This window comes from Ferrovibrio sp., assembly GCF_002796975.1.
Classification (GTDB): domain Bacteria; phylum Pseudomonadota; class Alphaproteobacteria; order Ferrovibrionales; family Ferrovibrionaceae; genus Ferrovibrio.
The window spans coordinates 33,473-54,686 of record NZ_PEKV01000022.1 but is presented as its reverse complement, the minus strand read 5'-3'; the positions used below and the strand labels follow the sequence as shown (position 1 = coordinate 54,686).

Here is a 21,214-nt window from a genome sequence, read left to right as displayed (position 1 = left end):
GCGGCGTTGAGTGCCATCGTGCAGCCGGATGCCGGTCGACGCGATCTGCTGATCGAATACCTGCACCTGATCAACGATGCGAAGGGTTATCTGCCGGCCCCGCTGCTGACGGCGCTGTCTGAAGTCATGCGCCTGCCGCTGGCGGAAGTGTTCGAGACCGCTACCTTCTATGCTCATTTCAAAGTCGTCGATGTCGACGAGGTACAGCCTGCGCCGATCACGCTGCGTGTCTGCGACTCCCTGAGCTGCGTCATGGCCGGCGCCGATGCGCTGGCCGACAGGCTGGATAATCTGAGTCCCGACGTGCGTGTCGAACGCGCACCCTGCATGGGTCAGTGCGACCGCGCCCCCTGTGCTGTCTACGGCAAGAATGTGATCGCGCCGGCTGCGGTCGATACCGTACTGATGGCTCATGTGCAGAAGGCCGTCGCGCCGGTGCTGCCGAATTACAAAGGTCTTGCCGCCTACCGGGCGCAGGGTGGCTATAACGTGCTGGCGAAACTGCGCAGCGGCGCGATGACGCGCGAGGCGCTGGTGGCCGAGATCGAGGCTGCCGGCCTGCGCGGCATGGGCGGTGCAGGTTTCCCGACCGCGCGCAAATGGAAAGCTTTGTTGGACCAGCCCAAGCCGCGCCTGCTCGCCGTGAATGGCGACGAGGGCGAACCCGGCACGCTGAAGGACCGTTGGTTCCTGGAAACCGATCCGCACGGTTTCCTCGAAGGCATGCTGATCGCCGCGTTCCTGATCGAGGCAGAGACGACCTATATCTACCTGCGCGACGAGTATCCGGCCCTCCATCTCGTGATCGCTGAGGAACTGAAGGCGCTGAAGGCGGCCGGCCTGCTCGGCGATGTGAAGATCGAGCTGCGACGCGGCGCCGGCGCCTATATCTGCGGCGAAGAGTCGGCAATGCTGGAAAGCATCGAGGGCAAGCGCGGCCTGCCGCGCCAGAAGCCGCCGTTCCCGTTCCAGGTCGGCCTCTGGGGCCGGCCGACCCTGATCAATAATGTCGAGACGCTCTACTGGGTGCCGCAGATCGCCGACAAGGGCGCGGCCTGGTGGCAGAGCCATGGCCGCAATGGCGGCAAGGGGCTGCGCAGCTATTCGGTTTCGGGCCGCGTGCGCAATCCCGGCGTGAAACTGGCACCGGCCGGTGTCACCATCACCGAACTGATCGAGGAATATTGCGGCGGCATGCTGCCGGGCCACACTTTCACGGCCTATCTGCCGGGCGGTGCCTCGGGCGGCATCCTGCCAGCCAGCATGAATAATATTCCGCTCGATTTCGGCCAGCTGGAGAAATACGGCTGCTTCATCGGCTCGGCGGCCGTGATTGTGCTGTCCGATCAGGATGAGGTACGCGATGCCGCGCTCAACCTGATGAAGTTCTTCCGCCATGAAAGCTGCGGCCAGTGCACGCCCTGCCGCGTCGGCACCGAAAAGGCCGCCGACCTGATGGCGCAGCCGAAATGGGATGAACCGCTGTTGCGCGATCTGGCGCAGGTGATGCGCGATGCCTCGATCTGCGGCCTCGGCCAGGCCGCGCCCAATCCGCTTCTCTCCGTTCTGGAGCGCTTCAAATGATCCGCTTTCATCTTGATGGCAAACCGGTCGACGCCCTGCCGGGCGAGACCATCTGGCAGGTCGCCAAGCGCGAAGGCACCGATATCCCGCATCTGTGCTACACGCCGCAGCCCGGTTTCCGTGCCGACGGCAATTGCCGCGCCTGCATGGTCGAGATCGAGGGCGAGCGCGTGCTGGCACCGAGCTGCAAACGCACCCCCACCGAAGGCATGAAGGTGGTGTCGGCCAGCGAACGTGCGACGCGCGCGCGCGAACTGGTAATGGAGCTGCTGGTCTCCGACCAGCCCAAGCGCTCCGAGGCGCATGACGGGGAGTCGAAATTCTGGCACTGGGCCGAAGCGCTCAATGTCACCGAAAGCCGCTTCCCGGCGCGCGATCACATGCCGGCGCCGGACCGCAGCCATGGCGCCATGGCGGTCAACCTGGATGCCTGCATCCAGTGCAATCTCTGTGTCCGCGCCTGCCGCGAAGTCCAGGGCAACGACGTGATCGGCATGGCCTTCCGCGGCCATCATTCCGAGATCGTGTTCGATTTCGACGATCCGATGGGTAACAGCACCTGCGTCGCCTGCGGCGAATGCGTGCAGGCCTGCCCGACCGGCGCGCTGCTGCCGTCCACGCTGGTCGACGAAAACAACCGCGGCGTGGAAAAGGCGACCACGGCGATCGACAGCCTGTGTCCCTTCTGCGGCGTCGGCTGCCAGTTGACCTATCACGTCAAGGACAACCGGATTCAATATGTCACCGGCAAGGATGGTCCGGCCAATCGCGGCCGCCTCTGCGTCAAGGGCCGTTTCGGCTTCGATTACGTCAGCCATCCGCATCGCCTGACCAAGCCGCTGATCCGCAAGGAGGGTGTGGCCAAGCATGGCGAGGATCAGGTCGATCCGTCCAATCCCTTCACGCATTTCCGCGAAGCCAGCTGGGAAGAGGCACTGCAGTTTGCCGCAGGCGGCCTGGTAAAGGTGCGCGATGAGGTCGGTCCTTCGGCGCTGGCCGGTTTCGGCTCGGCCAAGGGCTCCAACGAAGAGGCTTATCTGTTCCAGAAGCTGGTGCGCATGGGCTTCGGCACCAACAATGTCGACCATTGCACGCGACTCTGCCATGCCTCGTCCGTGGCCGCCTTGATGGAAGGCGTGGGTTCTGCAGCTGTGACGGCGCCGTTTGCGGCTGCTATGGATGCCGAAGTGATCATCGTGATCGGCGCCAATCCCGCCGTAAATCATCCGGTCGCCGCCACCTTCATCAAGAACGCAGTGCGACAGAACAATGCCAAGCTGATCGTTATGGATCCGCGCGGCCAGGCGCTGACCAAATTCGCCACGCATCACCTGCGCTTCAAGCCCGGCTCCGACGTGGCGATGCTGAATGCCATGCTCCATGTGATCATTGACGAAGGCCTGACCAATCCGGCCTATATCCAGCGGTTCGTCGACGGCTTCCCTGATCTGGAACAGGCCGTGAAGGAGTCGACGCCCGAAGCGATGTCGCCGCTGTGCGGCATTGCACCCGATGTGCTGCGCAAGGTGGCGCGCATGTATGCCACATCGAAGGCCTCACTGATCTTCTGGGGCATGGGCGTGTCGCAGCATGTGCATGGCACCGACAATGCACGCTGCCTGATCGCGCTGGGTCTGATTACCGGCCAGGTTGGCAAGCCTGGCGCCGGCCTGCATCCGTTGCGCGGCCAGAATAATGTGCAGGGCGCGTCCGACGCCGGCCTCATTCCGATGGTGCTGCCCGACTACCAGTCGGTGGAGGATGCCGCCCGCCGCGATGCCTTCGAGGCGGTCTGGGGGCCGGGTGTGGTCAACGAACATATCGCGCCGAAACGCGGTCTCACGGTCGTTGAGATCATGACTGCGATCATGAACGACGAGATTCGCGGCATGTATATCCTGGGCGAGAATCCGGCCATGTCGGATCCCGATGCGGCCCATGCGCGCGAGGCGCTCGCTAAGCTGGATCATCTGGTGGTGCAGGATATCTTTCTCACCGAGACCGCCTTCCATGCGGATGTGATCCTGCCGGCCACGGCCTTTGCCGAAAAGGACGGCAGCTACACCAATACCGACCGTCGCGTGCAGATCGGCCGCAAGGCGCTGACGGTGCCGGGCGAGGCGCGCCAGGACTGGGAACTGATCCAGGAGATCGCGCAGCGCGTCGGTCTGCCGTGGAAATACCGCCATCCGAGCGAGGTCTATACCGAGATGGCCGGCCTGATGCCGTCGCTCGCCGGCATCACCTGGCCGCGGCTCGAGACCGAGGAGGCCGTCACCTATCCGGGCGGTCGCGAGATCATCTTCGGCGAAGGTTTTCCGACTGCGACAGGTCGCGCCAAGATCGTGCCGACCAAGGTGACGCCGCCTGCGGAAGTGCCCGATGCGGAATTCCCGATGGTGCTCAGCACCGGCCGCCTGCTGGAACACTGGCATACCGGCGCGATGACGCGCCGCGCCACCCAGCTGGATGCACTGGAGCCGGAAGCCACCGCGCAGCTGCATCCGCGCGATGCCGCCCGGCTCGGCGTGGCGGCGGGCCAGCATATCCGCGTATCGACGCGGCGCGGCTCGATCCAGCTCAAGGCGCGTCTCGACCGCGACGTGGCGGAGAATATGGTGTTCATCCCCTTCGCCTTCTACGAGGCGGCCGCCAACCTGCTGACCAATCCGCAGCTCGATCCCTTCGGCAAGATTCCGGAGTTCAAATTCTGCGCCGCTAAGGTCGAGGCCGTGCAGGAGGAGGCTGTCGCCGCCGAATAGCGCTCAGCTGCGTGACGGCTTCAGAATGAGGCCGAGCGCGGTGGCGACCAGCAGCAGCGCAGCGAATTCCGGCCAGCGCGGCTGCTCGCCCAGCATCAGCATGGAAGAGAATACGCCCACCACCGGGATCATCAGCGTCGACAACCCGCTGATACCGGCCGGCAGCACGCGCACCAGCACATTCCAGGCCCAGTAGCAGAAGACGAAACAGACCGTGGCATTGTACAGCGCTGCCATCCACGGCCAGAACGAGTAGACGTACCAGCGGTCGGATTCCAGCAGCGGGGCGATCACGAAGATCGGGATGCCGCCCAGCACCATCTGCCAGCCGACAAACGGCACCGGCGACATCGGCACCTGCCACAGCTTGATCAGCACGGTGCCGATCGCCCAGCAGATCGCGGCGCCCAGCACCAGCAATACGCCGAACGGCGCTGCCATCATGGCCTCCCATTCGCCGCCCACCAGCACGACCAGCCCGGTCAGGCCGATGCCCAGCCCGGCCAGTTTCCAGCCGGTCAGGCGTTCATGCAGCAGCAGCGCGCTCATCGGGATCAGCCACAGCGGCATGGTGAAGGCGAGGATGGTGGTGCGTCCGGCCGGCAGCATTGACAGGCCATAGAGCACGAAGACATTCCAGCCGGTGATGTTGAACAGGCTGATCCACAGCATATGCAGCAGATGGCCACGCGGAATGCGCAGTGACATGCGCTTCCATATCGCGATGGCGAACAGGCCGAGCGCGCCGCCGCCGAGGCAGAGCGCGCGGAAGGTGAAGACCGGCATCTCGTTCAGCGCGATCTTCATGATCGGCCAGTTGATGCCCCAGAAGAAGGTGAGCAGGGCCAGCAGGCCGAGCGAATAGGCGGAAATGCCCTGCGGGGGCGTCACCGCCTGCATCGCTGCCGGTGCGGTCGCTTCGGAATCTGGATTGGTCATAATGAGGCGGGCGGCTTTCGTTTGTATGCTGACAAGCTAACGCCCACGCATCGGCAAGGCTAGCCGGCTAAAGGATCTCCAGTACCTTTTCCGGCGGGCGGCCGAGCACCGCCTTGCCCTTATGCACGAAGATCGGCCGTTCCAGCGCAATGGGATGTTCCGCCAGGGCTTCGATCAGCACGGCCTCGCTGGCATCGGCGTCGATACCAGCCTCGGCGGCTTCGTTTTTGCGCAGCACGTCCCTGGCGCTCAGGCCCAGTTGGCCGAGCAGGCGCTTCAGCGTGGCTGCATCGGGCGGCGTCTTGAGGTATTCAACCACCTGCGGCGACAGGCCCTTGCCTTGCAGCAGTTCGAGCGCCTGGCGCGATTTCGAGCAGCGCGGGTTGTGATAGAGGATGCCATCGGCCATTTGCGTATCCTGTCGCCGTAATTTCGCCAAGAATGACGTATTAACGGGTACTTAGAGCATAGCTGCAAGAGTTGCAATTTGATGACCGTTGGCTAAATAGAGGTCATGGCCGGACATTGGACACTGGACGATATCGCCTGGGACACCTTCGATCCTGCCCGGGTCGATCCCGAGCTGCTGCGCGCCGTCAAGGCGGCAGCGCTGGTCGAGCATAACGCCGACGATTACGTCACGTATCTCTGCAACGTCTTTGCCGACGATCCGCTGTTCTGCGATGCCGCGCGGCAGTGGGGCATCGAGGAGCGTCAGCATGGTGCCGCGCTGGCGCGCTGGGCCCAGCTGGCCGATCCCGCTTTCGATCCCGACCTGGCCATGCAGCGTTTCACCGATGGCTATCGCCTGCCACTCGACATCACGGCTTCGGTGCGCGGCAGCCGCAACGGCGAGCTGGTGGCGCGCTGCGTGGTGGAATGCGGCACCTCCAGCTTCTACAGCGCGATCCGCGACGCCACCGACGAACCGGTGCTGAAGGCGGTGGCTGGCAAGATCGCCGCCGATGAGTTCCGCCATTTCAAACTGTTCTACGATCACCTGCAACGTTATCAGCAGACCCGGCCGATGGGTCGCCTGCGTCGGTTGCGTATCGCGCTCGGCCGTATGCAGGAAGCCAGCGATGACGAACTTGCTATGGCCTACTGGTGCGGCAACGGTTGCGAAGGCAGCTACGATCGCGAACGCCAGAGCGCGGCCTACGAAATCCGCGCCAGCAAGGTCTATCGCTTCGGCCATATCCAGCGCGGCCTCAGCATGGCGCTGAAGGCCTGCGGCCTCGATCCGCAGGGCGCCTTCAGCCGCGGGTTCGCGGCACTGGTCTGGCGCGTGATGCAGTGGCGGCAGCGTCGGCTCGCGGCCGTAGCTGTCTAGCGGTCAGCCACCGCGTTTTCCCTGCAAGTTCGCCTTTGCCAGCCCCGCCTGTCGGCTTAGTATGTCCGGGTATGATTGAGCCTGAGCATGATTGATACGGCTGCTCCGTCGACGCCGCCACCGCAGGGCCCGATTCCGGAATCGGAGCTCGATCCCCGCCTGAAAGCCCTGCTGGAGTATTGGCGCGGTAAATGCAGTCCGGGCCGGTTGCCGGCGCGTGCCGATATCGATCCGCTGGAACTCAAATCCCTGCTCGGCAACATCAACCTGATCGAGGCCGTGCCGCAGCCCGATGGCACGCGGCGCTTTCGCTATCGCCTGTTCGGCACCGAATTCGTCTTCTACCACGGCGGCGACCTGACCGGACAATGGGTCGACCAGATCGGCAATGCGGTCTATCGCCAGCAACTGGTCGGCCTGTACGAGCATGTGATTGCCACCGGCGCCACGCCGATGCTGTCCTACGACTATATTCTCGACAGCCGGCGGCACAGGTTCCAGGCGGTGATCCTGCCGCTGGCCAGCGACGGTCGCGAGATCGACATGATCCTGAGCAGCGGCCTGCCCGTAGGAATCTACTAGGCGGGATTTAATAGCGGGTATCTACCATTCCCGCCGCACTGCAATAAACGCAGAGGTTACCAAATGCTTCGCTTGTCGGACCCTGTCAGCCCGCTAGGCTGGCCGGCATGGTGCGACATATCACATCCGTCGCCGAATCGGATCTGGACGACAGGCTGAGCGGCCTGATCGGCTACTGGGCGGGCAAGCGCCAGGGCCGCAGGTTTCCCGCGCGCGCCGATTTCGACCCGCTGGAACTCAAGCCCCTGCTCGGCCATCTGCTGATGGTGGATGTCGTACGCGGGCCGGAAGACCAACTGCGTTTCCGCTACCGCCTGTTCGGCAGTGAATTCGTGTTCTACCACGGCGCCGACATGACCGGGCGCTGGCTTGAAGATATCGCCAATCCCGGCTTCCGCGATGAATTGCTCGACTTCTATCGCAGTGTCGTGACCGAGGGCGAAGTGCGTACGCTGTCCTACGATTATCTGCGCGACGACCGCAGGCATCGCTTCCAGGCCGTGCTGCTACCGCTGGCGGCCGATGGCAAGACGGTGAATATCGTGCTGGGCTGCGGTGTGCCGGTGGAGAGTGTGCCGATCTGACCGGCCGCAACGTTCCATTCAGAGTGCGTGTTCGTCGAGCCAGTCGGCGACCATGGCGATCACGGCATCTTCCTGCGGTTCGCCGAAGGTAAAATGGCTCAAGTCCGGGATCTCGCGAAACACTGCGCGACCCGGATAGCGTCGCGCCACCGCGCGGCAGGTAGCCGGCGGCGTCACCTTGTCGTCGCTGCCGCACAGCACCAGCGTCGGCACCTGCATGCGCCGCGCCGAGACATAGCTCTCCGCCTGCCAGTCCATCCACCACAGCAGGGTTTCATACAGCACGCGACCCGATTCCGGCACCAGGCGCGCGAAGATGTCGCGCTGCAGGGCTGGCGGAATGCGGTCCATCGAATATTCGGCGGCAAGTTCGAAATTCGGCGGGATCGCCTTGTCCGCCACATGCGCTTTCATCAGGCCGTAGATGGTTTCCATTTCCCAGCGCGTCCTGGGCAGGATGCCCCAGGGCGCCACCGGCGCCAGCAGTACGGCGGCGCGCGCCAGATTCTGCGCCGCCAGCTGCTGTGCCAGCAGGCCGCCGAGCGAGTGGCCGATCAGCACCGGTGCGGGATGGCCCGGCGGTGTCAGGCGATGGATTTCCTCAGTCAGCGCGGCGCGATATTCCGTCAGGCGCTGGCGCCGCAGATCGGGATGCGGTGCGGCCCCGGCGAATTCGCTGCCGTGGAACGGCAGGTCTGGCGCATGCGTCTTCCAGCCGCGACGGCTCAGCTCGCCGCGCATCCTCTCGAAGACCCAGCCACCGACGAAGGCGCCATGCAGCAGCAGGATATCGCCCTTCGTCATGCGGCAGCCTCCTTACGATGTCAGGTACGGACCTTGTCGGCGAATTCTGCGACGATCAGTTCATAGATCGGCCGCTTGAACGGCACGATCATGTCGGGCAACTGGCGGAAGCGCAGCCAGCGCCATTGATTGAATTCAGGATGCGCTGTTTCCAGATTGATATCGCTGTCCTGCCCCTGGAAGCGCGCCAGATACCACTTCTGCCGCTGGCCGCGATACCTGCCTTTCCACACCTTGTCGGCCAGATCCGGCGGCAGGTCGTAGGTCAGCCAGTCGCGGCTCTCGGCGATGATCTCGGCCAGCCTGGCCGGCACGCCGATCTCTTCCTCCATCTCGCGCAGCGCCGCCGTCAGCGGATCCTCGCCGGGATCGATGCCGCCCTGCGGCATCTGCCAGGCTTCGGCGGTCTGGTCGATACGCTGGCCGACGAACACCATGTCGGCATCGTTCAGCAGTGCGATGCCCACACCGTCGCGATAGGGCCGCGCATCGCGTTCGGCAATGGTGGTCATACTGACTCTCCGGACTGTTATTCTGGTGTCTGGCGATTGGCGATGGCGGAAACCGGCGCCAGCGCGATGCCCTTTGCTTCCAGCCCGCGCGTCCAGGCCAGCAGGCGGTCGAGCGTGACGGGATAGGGCAGGGCGCTGCCGATGGCGACGCCGCCGGTGCGCGCGGTGCGCTCCAGTTCCTCCAGTCGGGCGTCGATGGTCTGTGCGGTCGGCTGCTGGTCGACCTGGCGGTTGACGAAGGCATAGACGCCGCCGCCCTCGCGCACCACGCGGGCCGCCACGCTGCGCGGCGCGGTGCGCGCATCGACGAACATCAGGCCGCGTTCCTTCAGCTTGCCGGCGATGACACGCATATGTTCGGGCGAGGAGGTGTATTTGCCACCCATCAGGTTGCTGAAGCCGATATAGCCTGGCACGCGCGACAGCACCCAGTCGAAGCGCCGCGCATTCTCCTGCTCGCTCAGCGAGGTGAGCAGCGTATAGGGGCCGGGATCGCTGGCCGGGTAGTCGAAGGGCTCCATCGGCAGACCAAGCAGCACTTCATGGCCGGCGGTACGCGCCATCTCGACCTGCTTGGCCAGATCGGGGGCGTAGGGATTGAAGGCAAAGGTGATCGCCGGCGGCAGGCGTTCGGCGGCCAGCTGGGTCAGCTGCGTATTCAGGCCCATCTCATGCAGCACGATGGCCAGTCGCGGTCGCGTCGCCGGTTCGTCGAAGGGGCGCGCATAGGCGCTCCAGGGCTGGCGGCCATCGGTACCGATCCTGGGAATGATGCCGCGCGGCGAGGGTTCGGACAGCACGGGATCCGGCGCCACCAGCAGGCCGCTGGGCAGTCGGCCGACCGCAGGCGGCGGTGCGGCGGCGCCGCTTTTCTGGTCCGGCGCCAGGCGCGCTTCCGGCGGCAGTGCCAGGCGGCCGACGCCGATCACCACTTCGGAGCCGGGCAGGAAAGCGAGCTTCTCGCCGGTGGTGACCAGCCATCCGCCGGCTGCTGCCAGTACCAGCAGCACGATGGTCCAGGCGGCCATCAGCAGGCGCCGGTTCACCGTGCGCAGGTCGCCGCGCAGGAAGGGCGGCCACAGGATCAGGCCGATGATGCGGAAGAAGGTGGCGATCTTGTGCTTGAAGCCGCGCTTGCGCGGCGGCTCGGCCATCGCCGGCATGTCTTCGTCGCCGTTGATCGTCTGGATCAGGTCGGCGTCCTCGGGATGTTCGTCCAGCAGATGGCTGTTGTCGCCATGATCGCCGACGCCATTCACTTCACCCATGTGATTGGCGGCCGGCTTTTTGCGCCTGCCGCCGAACAGGCGCCTCAGCAGACCCCGCTTGGGTTCTGCCGCCATCGCCCGGTCGTCGGGATCGGCATGGAGTTGCGCCATTGCGGTGGGTCAGCCTTCTGCTGAGCCGTCGCCCATCTGAATCGTTGGCCGGATCATTTCCGGGCGGTCGGCTTGGGCGGCGCGCGCAGCACTTCGATGGCGGCCTGCAGCACCAGGTCGGGGCCGTCCTGGCCTGGTGTCGACACCTGATGCGGCGGCGTCACCTCGGCTGGCTCCTGTTTGTCCTTGTCGGACTTGTTTTCCTCGGTCTGGCGCTGGTCGGTCATCTGGCGGCGCTCCTTCAGCGCTGCAGCGATCTGGCGGTCGCGCTCGTTCCAGGCCTCCACGTCGGCCGTGATGCCGACCTTGTCGATCGAACGGCCCGACGGGGTGAAGTAGCCGGCCGTGGTCAGTTTCATGCCGCCAAACTCACCGAGCGGGATCATGGTCTGCACCAGGCCCTTGCCGAAGGTGGTGCTGCCCACCATCACGGCGCGGTGATGATCCTGCAGCGCGCCGGCCACGATCTCCGAGGCCGAAGCCGACCCGCCGTTGATCAGCACCGCGATCGGCTTGCCGTCGGCCACGTCGCCGCGCTTGGCGTTGTAGCGCTGGCCTTCGTCGGCCGTGCTGCGCAGCGCGCGGGTTGACACGATCTCGCCCTGGTTCAGGAAGCTGTCGGATACCGAGATGGCCTGGTCGAGCAGGCCGCCAGGATTGTCGCGCAGGTCGATGATATAGCCCTTCAGCTGCGGGCCCATCTCGGCCTTCAGCTTGTCCATCGCGGCCACCATGTCCTGCGTGGTGTGCTCGTTGAACGAAGAGATGCGCAGGTAAGCGAACTCGCCTTCGCGGCGCGACCGCACGACGCGGGTCTTGATCACCGCACGGGTGATCTTCACATCGAATGTCTTGGCCGCATCGGCGGCGCCGCGGCGCACGGTCAGCACGATGTTGGTGTTGGGCGCGCCGCGCATCTTCTCGATCGATTCATTCAGCGACTTGCCCATCACCGGATCACCGTCGAGATGTGTGACCAGGTCGCCCGGCAGGATGCCAGCCTTCTGCGCCGGCGTGTCGTCGATCGGCGACACCACCTTGATCAGGCCGTTCTCCTGCGTCACCTCGATGCCGAGGCCGCCGAATTCGCCGCGCGTCTGCACGCGCGCTTCCTGGAAGCTGCGCGGCGGCATGTAGATCGAGTAGGGATCGAGCGAGGACAGCATGCCGTTGATGGCATGCTCCATCAGCTCGTCGTCCTTGGTCTCTTTGTAATAGTCATTGCGAACGCGTTCGAAGATTTCGCCGAACAGGTTGAGCTGCCGATAGGTTTCGTTGGCCTGCAGGCCGCCGACCTTGCTGGGCGCCGCGAACAGGGCGACCGAGCCCATCAATGCGAAGGCACAGACACCGCCAAGGAGGAAATTGCGCATCAGCCGCTCACCTTTCTGTCGCCCGAGGCCAGCCAGGGTAACGGATTCACCGTTTCGCCTTTGCGCCTCAGTTCGAGATATAGGACGGGTTTTTCGCCTGGGGAGTTGGTCAACAGGCCGACCGGTTCGCCGGCCAGCACCCATTGACCGACAGAGCGGTCGATCCGTCCAAATCCCGCCAATAAACTATGGTATCCGCCGCCATGGGCGATAATCAAGAGTTGCCCGTAACCGCGGAAGGGCCCGGCAAACATCACTTTGCCGTCAGCCGGCGCGATCACCTGGGCACCAGCCCGGGCCTCGATGCGGATTCCGCGCAAAGGGACCCCGTTTTCGTCCGACTGGCCGAATTTACCCACGATGCGCCCGCGTGCCGGCAGCGCAGCCGAGCCTTCCAGGGCGGCATAGGCTTCCGGCGGATCTGGGGCGGTCCGGCCTCGCGGAGGGGCGGTGCCGGGCTGGCGGGCCCGCCGTTCTGCCTCGCGCCGCTCCGCTTCGCGGCGTTCCTGCTCCAGCAGGCGGTCGACCAGGGCGCGCAGATCCTTGGCCTGAGCGGCCAGCTGACTGCTGGTTTCCCGCGCAGAACCGCGCTCTTCCGCGGTTTGTGCCGCTGCCGAGGCGGTTTCGGCCTGCAGGAATTCCAGGTCGCGCCGCTCATGGTCCAGCTGCGCGATCGCCTTGCCCAGTCGTTCCTGCTCAGTGGCCACACCCTGGCGGAGTCTGGCCAGGCGGGTCAGTTCGTCGCGCAAGCCTGCCGCCCGGCTTTCGATTTCGGGCACCAAAGCGGCCATCAGCTGGCTGGCGCGCACCATGTCGAGCGCCGACCCGGGCGCCAGCACCATGGCTTCCGGCGGCTGGCGGCTCAGATGCGCCAGGCTGGCCAGCGTCTGCGCCAGTTCGGCCCGGCGGGCTTCCAGGGCGTCCCGGGCGGTCGCTTCATTGGCCAGCAGGCCGGCCAGCTTGTCTTCGCTCTGCGACACCAGGTCTTCCTGGATCTGCAGCTTGCGGGCGGCTGACACAAGTTTGCGCTGAAGCTCGCGCTGCTTCTGCGCCAGCTTGGCGGCAGCCTGGCCCAGCTCGCGTTCGCGGTCACGGCTTTCCTGCAGGCGCTTCTGCACGTCCTGCAATTGCTGCTGCGGGGCATTGGACTGCGCAAAGCTGCACATCGGTTCAAAGAGAACCAGCGCGGCGAGCGGCAGGATCAGCTTACGCAAGGCGGCGGGCAGTCTTCAGGTTGTTGGTGTCAGCCAAGGAAGTCTTAGCCTGGGCAAGGATGTTACCGGTCATCTCGACGGGCTGTTTCAGCCCGAGGAAATGCAGCAGGGTCGGCGCGATGTCGCAGAGCCGGCCATCGTTCAGACCGTAAGAATCCGTGCGAGGGCCGACCAGCAGCAGCGGCACCGGATTGGTGGTGTGCTGCGTATGGGCCTGGCCGCTGGAGCGATCCAGCATCTCTTCCAGGTTGCCATGGTCGGCGGTGATCAACATCACGCCATCCATTTCGGTGACGGCTTTTTCCAGCTTGCCGATGCAGCCATCGATGGTCTCGGCCGCCTTGATCGCCGCCGGCATCGAGCCGGTATGGCCCACCATGTCGGGATTGGCGTAGTTGACGATGATCAGATCGTATTTGCCCGAGGTGATCGTAGCCGTCAGCTTGTCGGTCAGTTCCGGCGCCGACATTTCCGGCTGCAGGTCATAGGTTTTCACCTTGGGCGACGGCACCAGGATGCGGTCTTCACCCTTGAAGGGCTGCTCCTCGCCGCCATTCATGAAAAAGGTGACATGCGCGTATTTTTCGGTCTCGGCGATGCGCAGCTGCGTCTTGCCGGCATTGGCCAGCACTTCGCCCAGTACATTCGGATAGCGCACCGGCGCATAGGCCGTGGCCAGAAAGGCGTTCAGCGCGGTGGAATATTCGGTCAGGCCAACCGCGCCAGCGAATTTGACGACACGCGCCCGGTTGAAGCCGTCGAAATGCGGATCGAGTAATGCTGTGAGAATTTCGCGCGCGCGGTCGGCGCGGAAATTCGCCATCAGCACGGCGTCCTTGTCCTGCATGCCCTTGAAGCCGTCGATCACGGTCGGCGTGATGAACTCATCCATCTCATCGGCGGCATAGCCCTGTTCGACGGCGGCTTCGGCGCTGGCGGCGGTCTTGCCCCTGGCATCGACCAGTGCGTCGTAAGCCTGGCTCACGCGTTCCCAGCGTTTGTCGCGATCCATCGCATAGAAACGGCCCGACACGGTGGCGAAGGAAACGTTCTTCGCATCTCTGATCTGGCTGCGGAAAGTCTTGAGGAATCCGAGTGCGCTTTTCGGCGGCGTGTCGCGGCCGTCGGCGAACATGTGAATCTGCACCGTGATGCCGGCGGCGGAAAAGATCTTAGCCACGGCAACCATATGGTCCTGATGGGAATGCACGCCGCCATCCGACAGCAGGCCGAGCAGATGCAGGCTGCCGCCGCTCGCCTTCAGCTTTTTGATCAGCCCGGTAATGGCATCGTTGTCCTGCAGCGTGCCGTCGGCCACCGCATTGTCGATGCGGCCGAGATCGGGCACGGCGATACGGCCTGCGCCAATATTCATATGGCCGACTTCCGAATTGCCCATCTGGCCATCGGGGAGTCCGACATCGCGGCCGGACGTGCCAACCTTGGCAAACGGACGGGTTTCCAGCAGGCGGCGATAGTTCGGCAGCCGCGCCTGGGCCAGCGCATTGTCGGCCGGGTCGTCGCGCAGTCCCCAGCCGTCCAGAATGCACAGGACGACAGGTTTGCGGGCGGGATCGGTCTTGATCATGGCTTTATTGGAAAAGGCTGATGTTTCTAGGGTTTCTACATAGCGCAGATGGCCGGAAAGGTCACCCCGGGCCAATCTTAATCCCGGTAAGACTGGCTAATCCCTGTGATAGGGGTGGCCGGTCTGCAGGCTCCAAGCCCGGTAGAGCTGTTCCAGCAGCATCACCCTGGCGAGCAAATGCGGCCAAGTCATGGCCGACAGCGACAGGGTAAGCCTCGCCTTGGCCGTCAGGGCAGGGTCGAGCCCGTCGGCCCCGCCAATCAGGAATGCCACCTCCTGCTCACTATGATCGCGCCATCCGGCCAGCTGGTCGGCGAACTGTCGGCTCGACAGGCTTTTGCCGCGCTCGTCCATGGCGACGATGACAGCGCCTTTTGGGATGGCCGCCAGCAGCAGGGCGGCTTCGCGGGTCTTGCGTTCGGTGACCGTGCCGCCCTGCTTTTTGTCCTCCACCTCGCGGATGGCGACTGGCCAGGGCAGGCGGGCGCTGTAGCCTTCGATCAGGCTCTGGGCCGCATCATGCTTGGCGCGGCCGGCCTTGCCGATGCAGGCAATGGTGATTTTCATGTTCGGGAGTTTAGTCGGCCGGTGATAACCGGACCACCCTCACCCCGACCCTCTCCCGTGCAACAGGAGAGAGAGGGGCTCGCGAAGCGGGGAGAGTGAGGGGCTTACCGGGTTACGCCGCAGCCGGCTCGGGAATGGCCGCGCCGCCCCACATCTTTTCCAGATTGTAGAAGTTGCGCACGTCGGGCCGGAAGATATGCACCACGATGTCGCCGGTATCGATCAGCACCCAGTCACCGACCGCCTTGCCTTCAGCGCGCACCTTCTTGCCGGTTTCCTTGGCAATGCGGTCGACCAGATGCTCGGCGATGGCGGCCACCTGGCGCGAGGAACGGCCCGAGGCGATCACCATGAAATCCGCAATCGAGGATTTGCCGGCCAGGTCGATGGAGACGATCTCCTCGGCCTTGTCGTCGTCCAGCGATTTCAGGATCAGCTGATGCAGCTTGATCACTGCGGCAGGGATATTGGGCTTGGATTTTTCCGGGGTCTTTTTCGTGGTTTTCGGCTTGGCTGCCGCTTTCGGCTTTGCCGCGCTCTTTTTTGCCACCTGGGCGGCGGCCTTGGTCACTTTGGTGGTGACCGTCTTCGCTTTACCCGCGGCCGGCTTTTTGGCGGCTGCGGCGGTCTTGGACTTCACGGCTGCCCTCGTTTTACTAGCAACCGGGGCCTTGCTGCCGGCGGCTGCCGATGCGCGCTTGCGCGTCGTGGTGTTTGCGATGGCCGATCCTCCTCTGGAAACTCCGGAATTTGGCCGATCCGACAACTCTGCCGAATCGGGGCCAGTCTACCGCGACTCGGGTTTATCGACAATGAAAGTCCGGTGACGTTCGATAGTTCCTAGACGAACCAGAGCCAGGTGATCAGGGCAAACGGCACCAGCAGGAGCGGGAAGGACCACAGCATGTAACCGAAGAAACTCGGCATGCGGATACCGCCCTGTTCGGCAATCGCCTTGACCATGAAATTCGGCGCGTTGCCGATATAGGTGAGCGCGCCCATGTAGACCGCCCCCATCGAGATGGCGAGCAGGGTGGAGGCCATCGGCCCCATCAGCGCCTGCGCGTCGCCACCGGCCATGTGGAAGAACACCAGGTAGGTCGGCGCATTGTCGAGGAAGGCCGACAGCATGCCGGTCAGCCAGAAATACATCTCGTCGCGTGGGCCGCCGTCCGGTCCGGTGGCGATGGCGATCAGGTCGCGCAACGCGCCGGCTTCGCCCGCCCGCAGAATGGCGATCACCGGCACGATGGTCAGGAAGATGCCGGCGAACAGCTTGGCGACTTCGGCAATCGGCTCCCAGCTGAAACCATTGGCGGTGCGGCTTTCGGTGCGCGTCAGTTTCAGCGACAGGCCGGCAAGCAGCAGCAGGATGGCGTCGCGTGCCAGATTCTGCGGCTCGACATTGACACCGACGACACTCAGCTCCAGCGCCGGCTGCCAGGTGCCCGACATCAGCACGGCACCGATCACGCCAGTCAGCAGCAGGATATTGATGCCGCCCTCAAGGCCGATGGAACTGTCGGGTGTCGGGTCGCGGGTGATGCCTTCGCGGCGATAGAGATAGAGATCGATGAAATAGAACGAGGTCAGCAGCAGCAGGCCGAGCAGCAGGGTCGGCGCGAACAGGGCCTCCATGGTCCAGAAGAAGCGCACGCCGTTGAGGAAGCCCAGGAACAGCGGCGGATCGCCCAGCGGCGTCAGCGCGCCGCCGACATTGGCGACCAGGAAGATGAAGAAGACCACCACATGGACATTATGCCGGCGATTGTCGTTGGCGCGCAGCAGCGGGCGGATCAGCAGCATGGCGGCGCCGGTGGTGCCCATCAGACTGGCCAGCAGCGTGCCGGCGGCGAGAAGCCCGGTATTCAGGCTCGGACTGCCATGCAGGTTGCCGGTGATGCGCACGCCGCCGGCAATCGTGAACAGCGCCAGCAGCAGGATCGTGAAGGGCAGGTATTCATGCAATGCCACTTCCAGCACGGCATGGGCCGCACCGCCCGCACCGCCCTGCAGCAGTGCAAACGGCAGCAGGAAGGCAAGCGCCCAGAAGGCGGCGATCTTGCCATAATGATGGTGCCAGAAAGACGGCGCGATCAGCGGGAAAAGCGCAATCGACAGCAGGATGCCGACGAATGGCAGCCCCCAGAACAGTGTGAGCTGCGAGCCATCTATTGCTGCAGCCTGTGCCGGGATGGCAATGCCGGAGGAAAATACGGCGGCGAGGCCGATGCGAAAGACGGGCGCGCGCATCGGCCACCTCATTGTTTCAGAAATATTTACGACATTTTTATAGTGATTAACTCACTCGACGACAACCCTCACGGCGATGCCCGACCGTTCACCAGATGAAGAACAGTAGCGTCACCAGCACGAAGCAGGGCAGCAGGATGCCGCAGCTCCATACCATGTAGCCGAAGAAGCTCGGCATCTTGACGTTCATCTCTTCGGCAATTGCCTTCACCATGAAGTTCGGCGCATTGCCGATATAGGAGTTTGCCCCCATGAACACCGCACCGGCAGAGATCGCCAGCAGCGTGGAGGCCAGCGGACCCATCAGCGTCTGCGCATCGCCGCTCGCCATGTTGAAGAAGACAAGATAGGTCGGCGCATTGTCGAGGAAGCTGGACAGGCCGCCGGTCAGCCAGAAATACATCGCGTTGTTCGGCGTGCCGTCGGCATTGGAGGCCAGGCTGACCAGCCCGCCCAGCGCGCCATCGGTGCCGGCGCGCAGGATGGCGATGGCAGGAATGATGGTGACGAAGATGCCGGCAAACAGCTTGGCGACTTCCACGATCGGCCCCCAGGTGAAGCCGTTATCGGTGCGGGTCTGCTGCGCGGTCAATTTGAGCGAGGCAAAAGCGATGGCAATCAGCAGCAGGTCGCGCACCAGATTCTGCAGTTCGACGCTGACACCGAACAGGCTCAGTTCGACGCCGGGCTTCCAGGTCCCCGACATCAGGACTGCCAGCACCACGCCGCCGAGCAGGATCAGGTTGATGCCGCCTTCCATGCCGATCGCGCTGTCGGGCGTCGGATCGGGCGCCACGATGGCTTCCTTTTTGTAGTAGTAGCTGTCGACCGCATAGAACACGCCGAGCAGCACAACGGCGACCAGGAAGGTCGGCATAAACAGCGCCTTGGCGGTCCAGAAGAAGTCCACGCCCTTGAGGAAACCAAGGAACAGCGGTGGGTCACCCAGCGGTGTCAGCGCGCCGCCGATGTTGGAGACCAGGAAGATGAAGAAGATCACCACATGCACATTGTGCTTGCGATCGTCGTTGGCGCGAATGAGAGGCCGGATCAGCAGCATGGAAGCGCCGGTGGTGCCCATCCAGCTGGCCAGCACGGTGCCGACCAGCAGCAGCGCGGTGTTCAGGCTCGGGCTGCCATGCAGGTTGCCGGTGATGCGCACGCCGCCGGCGACGGTGAACAGCGCGAACAGCAGGATGATGAAGGGGATGTATTCATGCAGCGCCACTTCCAGCAGCACATGCACGGTCGGCAGCGCGCCGATCTGCAGCGCAAACGGCACCGCGATGCACAGGCCCCAGAAGGCCGCGACCTTGCCATAGTGGTGATGCCAGAAGTTCGGCGTGAACAGCGGCATCAGCGCAATGGAGAGCAGGATGCCGGCAAACGGCAGCACCCAGAGAATGCTCAGCGCCTTGCCTTCGATGGCGGTGGCGGCTTCGGCCGGCCCGGAGATAAACAGGGCGGGGAGCAAACCAAGGGCAACGGCTGGCGCGACAAGGCGCAGGATGCGCGAAAACGACATGATTCCCCCGAACGGCAATTCTGAACGGGTAACTTAGCGGCAGCGGCAGCCGNNCCGGGAAACATCCGGTGCAGTTCAGTCTCGATCTCGTCGGTGATGCGATGTGCCTCGCGCAGGGTAATATCGGGATCGAGTTCAAGGTGAAACTGGATGAAGACCTGCAAACCGGAGCGCCGGGTGCGCAGATCGTGCAGGGCGCGCGCTCCGGGATGATTCCGGACGACCTCAACGATCCGGTCGCGTTCGTCGTCGGCCAGTTCGCGATCCATCAGGTTGTCCAGTGCGCCGCGCACGATGTCGACGGCACTTTTGACGATGATGGTCGCCACGATAAGTGCGCCGACCGCATCGACCCAGAGGAATTCCGGCAGGCTGGCCAGTGCCAGCGCCGCGATCACGGTCAGGTTGGTCGCGATGTCGCCGACATAATGCAGCCGGTCGGCGGAGACGGCGAGCGAGCCGGTCTGGCGCACGACATGGCGCTGGTACAGGATCAGTGCTGCCGTCAGCAGGATCGACCCCACCATCACCGCGATGCCGGCATAGCTGCGTTCGATTGGCTGCGGCGTGATCAGATGCTGGATTGCTTCGATGAATAGAAACAGCGCCGAGCCGGCGACCAGTGCGCCCTGACCCAGACCGGCCAGCGATTCCGCCTTGCCATGGCCGAAGCGGTGTTCGTCATCGGCCGGCGTCAGCGCATGGCGCACGGCGAACATGTTGATCAGCGAAGCGACGCCATCCAGAAGGCTGTCGACCAGGGAGGAGAGTAGCGCAACGGATTCGGTATGCAGCCAGGCGGCCGTCTTCGCACCGATCAGCACCAATGCCACCAGCACCGACGCATAGGTGGCGCGGCGCATCAGCCGCGCGGTCTCGGCGGCCGACACGTTCACGGGTAAAGCAATTCCGTTGTCCATGGCGCGGCGGCGTCCTTGCGCCGGTAGACCAGCCGTTCATGCAGGCGGAAGGGCTTGTCGCTCCAGAATTCGATATAGTTCGGCGCGATGCGGAAGCCCGACCAGTAGGCCGGCCGCGGCACTTCGCCGATGGCATGTTTGGCGGCGTATTTGGCCACCGCGGCTTCCAGCGCGAANNCGTCGGTCACCACGCTGACCTGACCGCGCAGGCGCACCTGCCGGCGCAGGCTCTTCCAGTGAAACACCGCGGCGGCCTGTTTGTTGGCCAGCAGCTCGGTGCCCTTCTGGCTCTCGAAATTGGTGTAGAAGACGAATCCGCGTTCGTCGAAGCCCTTCAGCAGCACCATGCGTACATTGGGCAGACCATCCGCGTCGCTGGTGGCGAGCGCCATGGCGGTCGGATCGTTGGGCTCGCTGGCTTCGGCATCCTTCAGCCAGGCGGCAAACTGGGCAAGCGGGTCGGCGGCGGTCATCACGGCTCTCGGGTTGGTCTCTCTAGGGCTTCTTTTCGGGTTTTCGGCAAAGTGCTGATAATCCGACACAATTGCATCTGCCGATGCGGTCACCCGATGTTACATCCTGCCGCCAAGTTACCCAACCCTTGCCGCAATCCCGCCTCAATCGGCCCGCAGATTTTCCCCGTGCCCAGCCTGGGTACGTCTTTGGGATTCACACGAGCCATGAACGTCCTCGCCCCCCGCCCCCCGTATCATCCCCGTCGGACTCGCCGTGCCGCCTATGCGGTCGCCGCGCTCGGCATCGTCGGCATGCTCGCCGCCTGCGCCAATGACAGCGGCCCGAAGCAGAATGTCGGTACCGTGCTCGGTGGCGTCGGCGGCGCGGTTGCCGGTTCGGCTTTCGGCAAGGGCTCCGGCCAGCTGGTCGGCGTGGCCGCCGGTACGCTGATCGGCGCGCTGCTCGGTTCGGAAGTCGGCAAGTCGCTCGACAAGGCCGACCGCACTTACATGGATCGCGCCAACCAGCGCGCGCTGGAAACCACGCCGTCGGGCACGCAGGTGTCGTGGCGCAACCCCGATAGCGGCAATGCCGGCACCATCGTGCCGCAGCCGGCCTACCAGGCTCCGGGCGGTGAATACTGCCGCGAGTTCCAGCAGACCATCCAGGTCGGCGGCGAGTCCAAGCAGGGCTACGGCACCGCCTGCCGCCAGCCTGACGGCAGCTGGAAGATCATGCACTGATTGCCTCTCTCTCCCCTGAGAGGCTGAGTACCCGCGTATTTCTTTCCCTTCCCCCCAGACTCAACGGCGTGTTCTTCGAGCACGCCGTCTTTTTTT

General features: G+C 64.2%; 20 protein-coding genes. 6 read left to right on the top strand and 14 right to left on the bottom strand.

Features of this window, described 5'->3' with window-relative positions; genetic code table 11:
• Positions 1-1,584, top strand: a 1,584-nt coding sequence (locus CTR53_RS20340) for an NADH-ubiquinone oxidoreductase-F iron-sulfur binding region domain-containing protein (protein WP_290818016.1), incomplete at its 5' end; no start/stop codon positions are given.
• Positions 1,581-4,346 (top strand): formate dehydrogenase subunit alpha, encoded by a 2,766-nt coding sequence (gene fdhF, locus CTR53_RS20335; protein ID WP_290818014.1) that lies wholly within the window; start codon positions 1,581-1,583, stop codon positions 4,344-4,346. The genes CTR53_RS20340 and fdhF, both read left to right, overlap by 4 nt.
• A 3-nt stretch (positions 4,347-4,349) precedes the next feature.
• Here the strand turns inward: fdhF and CTR53_RS20330 are convergent, their stop codons facing one another.
• Together CTR53_RS20330 and arsC are read right to left on the bottom strand one after the other, a co-directional pair.
• Entirely contained in the window at positions 4,350-5,285 is a 936-nt protein-coding gene (locus CTR53_RS20330) for a DMT family transporter (RefSeq protein WP_290818011.1), read from the bottom strand.
• Between the two features lie 67 nt (positions 5,286-5,352).
• Positions 5,353-5,694: an arsenate reductase (glutaredoxin) gene (arsC, locus tag CTR53_RS20325; RefSeq protein ID WP_290818008.1), complete on the bottom strand. Its 342-nt coding sequence runs from the start codon at positions 5,692-5,694 to the stop codon at positions 5,353-5,355.
• Positions 5,695-5,799: 105 nt separating this feature from the next.
• Here arsC and CTR53_RS20320 point away from each other — a divergent pair, with 105 nt between their 5' ends.
• From CTR53_RS20320 to CTR53_RS20310, 3 genes are all read left to right on the top strand, one after another.
• Positions 5,800-6,618 carry a ferritin-like domain-containing protein gene (locus tag CTR53_RS20320; RefSeq protein ID WP_290818005.1) on the top strand — a complete coding sequence of 273 codons (819 nt, stop codon included), beginning with the start codon at positions 5,800-5,802 and terminating at the stop codon, positions 6,616-6,618.
• An 87-nt stretch (positions 6,619-6,705) separates the two neighbouring features.
• A complete protein-coding gene (locus tag CTR53_RS20315) occupies positions 6,706-7,200 on the top strand; it encodes a PAS domain-containing protein (protein ID WP_290818003.1) in 495 nt (164 codons plus the stop codon).
• Positions 7,201-7,307: 107 nt separating this feature from the next.
• The gene (locus CTR53_RS20310) at positions 7,308-7,784 is read left to right on the top strand and encodes a PAS domain-containing protein (RefSeq protein WP_290818001.1); all 477 of its coding nucleotides are present in this window, start codon (positions 7,308-7,310) and stop codon (positions 7,782-7,784) included.
• An 18-nt stretch (positions 7,785-7,802) separates the two neighbouring features.
• Here the strand turns inward: CTR53_RS20310 and CTR53_RS20305 are convergent, their stop codons facing one another.
• The 12 genes from CTR53_RS20305 to CTR53_RS20250 form a co-directional block, all read right to left on the bottom strand.
• Complete coding sequence (locus tag CTR53_RS20305; RefSeq protein WP_290817999.1) at positions 7,803-8,588, bottom strand: alpha/beta fold hydrolase; 786 nt, start codon at positions 8,586-8,588, stop codon at positions 7,803-7,805.
• A 20-nt stretch (positions 8,589-8,608) separates the two neighbouring features.
• Positions 8,609-9,100, bottom strand: a complete 492-nt coding sequence (locus CTR53_RS20300) for an RNA pyrophosphohydrolase (protein WP_290817996.1) — start codon at positions 9,098-9,100, stop codon at positions 8,609-8,611.
• A gap of 17 nt (positions 9,101-9,117) precedes the next feature.
• A complete protein-coding gene (locus CTR53_RS20295) occupies positions 9,118-10,479 on the bottom strand; it encodes a divergent polysaccharide deacetylase family protein (protein ID WP_290817994.1) in 1,362 nt (453 codons plus the stop codon).
• Between the two features lie 53 nt (positions 10,480-10,532).
• On the bottom strand, positions 10,533-11,852 hold the full coding sequence (locus CTR53_RS20290) for a S41 family peptidase (RefSeq protein WP_290817990.1): 1,320 nt from the start codon (positions 11,850-11,852) through the stop codon (positions 10,533-10,535).
• A complete protein-coding gene (locus CTR53_RS20285) occupies positions 11,852-13,066 on the bottom strand; it encodes a peptidoglycan DD-metalloendopeptidase family protein (protein WP_290817987.1) in 1,215 nt (404 codons plus the stop codon). The genes CTR53_RS20290 and CTR53_RS20285 overlap by 1 nt, the downstream gene beginning before the upstream one ends.
• Positions 13,059-14,654, bottom strand: coding sequence for a 2,3-bisphosphoglycerate-independent phosphoglycerate mutase (gene gpmI, locus CTR53_RS20280; RefSeq protein ID WP_290817984.1), 1,596 nt, complete (start codon positions 14,652-14,654; stop codon positions 13,059-13,061). Before gpmI ends, CTR53_RS20285 begins: the two co-directional genes overlap by 8 nt.
• Before the next feature lie 96 nt (positions 14,655-14,750).
• The gene (locus CTR53_RS20275) at positions 14,751-15,221 is read right to left on the bottom strand and encodes a 23S rRNA (pseudouridine(1915)-N(3))-methyltransferase RlmH (protein ID WP_290817981.1); all 471 of its coding nucleotides are present in this window, start codon (positions 15,219-15,221) and stop codon (positions 14,751-14,753) included.
• 112 nt (positions 15,222-15,333) lie between these two features.
• Complete coding sequence (rsfS, locus tag CTR53_RS21325; protein ID WP_367159008.1) at positions 15,334-15,861, bottom strand: ribosome silencing factor; 528 nt, start codon at positions 15,859-15,861, stop codon at positions 15,334-15,336.
• 200 nt (positions 15,862-16,061) lie between these two features.
• Positions 16,062-17,474: a sodium:proton antiporter gene (locus CTR53_RS20265; protein WP_290817977.1), complete on the bottom strand. Its 1,413-nt coding sequence runs from the start codon at positions 17,472-17,474 to the stop codon at positions 16,062-16,064.
• Between the two features lie 88 nt (positions 17,475-17,562).
• A complete protein-coding gene (locus CTR53_RS20260) occupies positions 17,563-18,999 on the bottom strand; it encodes a sodium:proton antiporter (RefSeq protein WP_290817974.1) in 1,437 nt (478 codons plus the stop codon).
• A complete protein-coding gene (locus CTR53_RS20255; RefSeq protein ID WP_290817971.1) occupies positions 18,882-19,919 on the bottom strand; it encodes a cation diffusion facilitator family transporter in 1,038 nt (345 codons plus the stop codon). Before CTR53_RS20255 ends, CTR53_RS20260 begins: the two co-directional genes overlap by 118 nt.
• Positions 19,892-20,395, bottom strand: coding sequence for a pyridoxal 5'-phosphate synthase (locus tag CTR53_RS20250; protein WP_290817968.1), 504 nt, complete (start codon positions 20,393-20,395; stop codon positions 19,892-19,894). Before CTR53_RS20250 ends, CTR53_RS20255 begins: the two co-directional genes overlap by 28 nt.
• Before the next feature lie 204 nt (positions 20,396-20,599).
• Between CTR53_RS20250 and CTR53_RS20245 the strand changes: the two genes are divergently transcribed.
• Complete coding sequence (locus CTR53_RS20245; protein ID WP_290817965.1) at positions 20,600-21,118, top strand: RT0821/Lpp0805 family surface protein; 519 nt, start codon at positions 20,600-20,602, stop codon at positions 21,116-21,118.
• Positions 21,119-21,214: the final 96 nt, after the last annotated feature.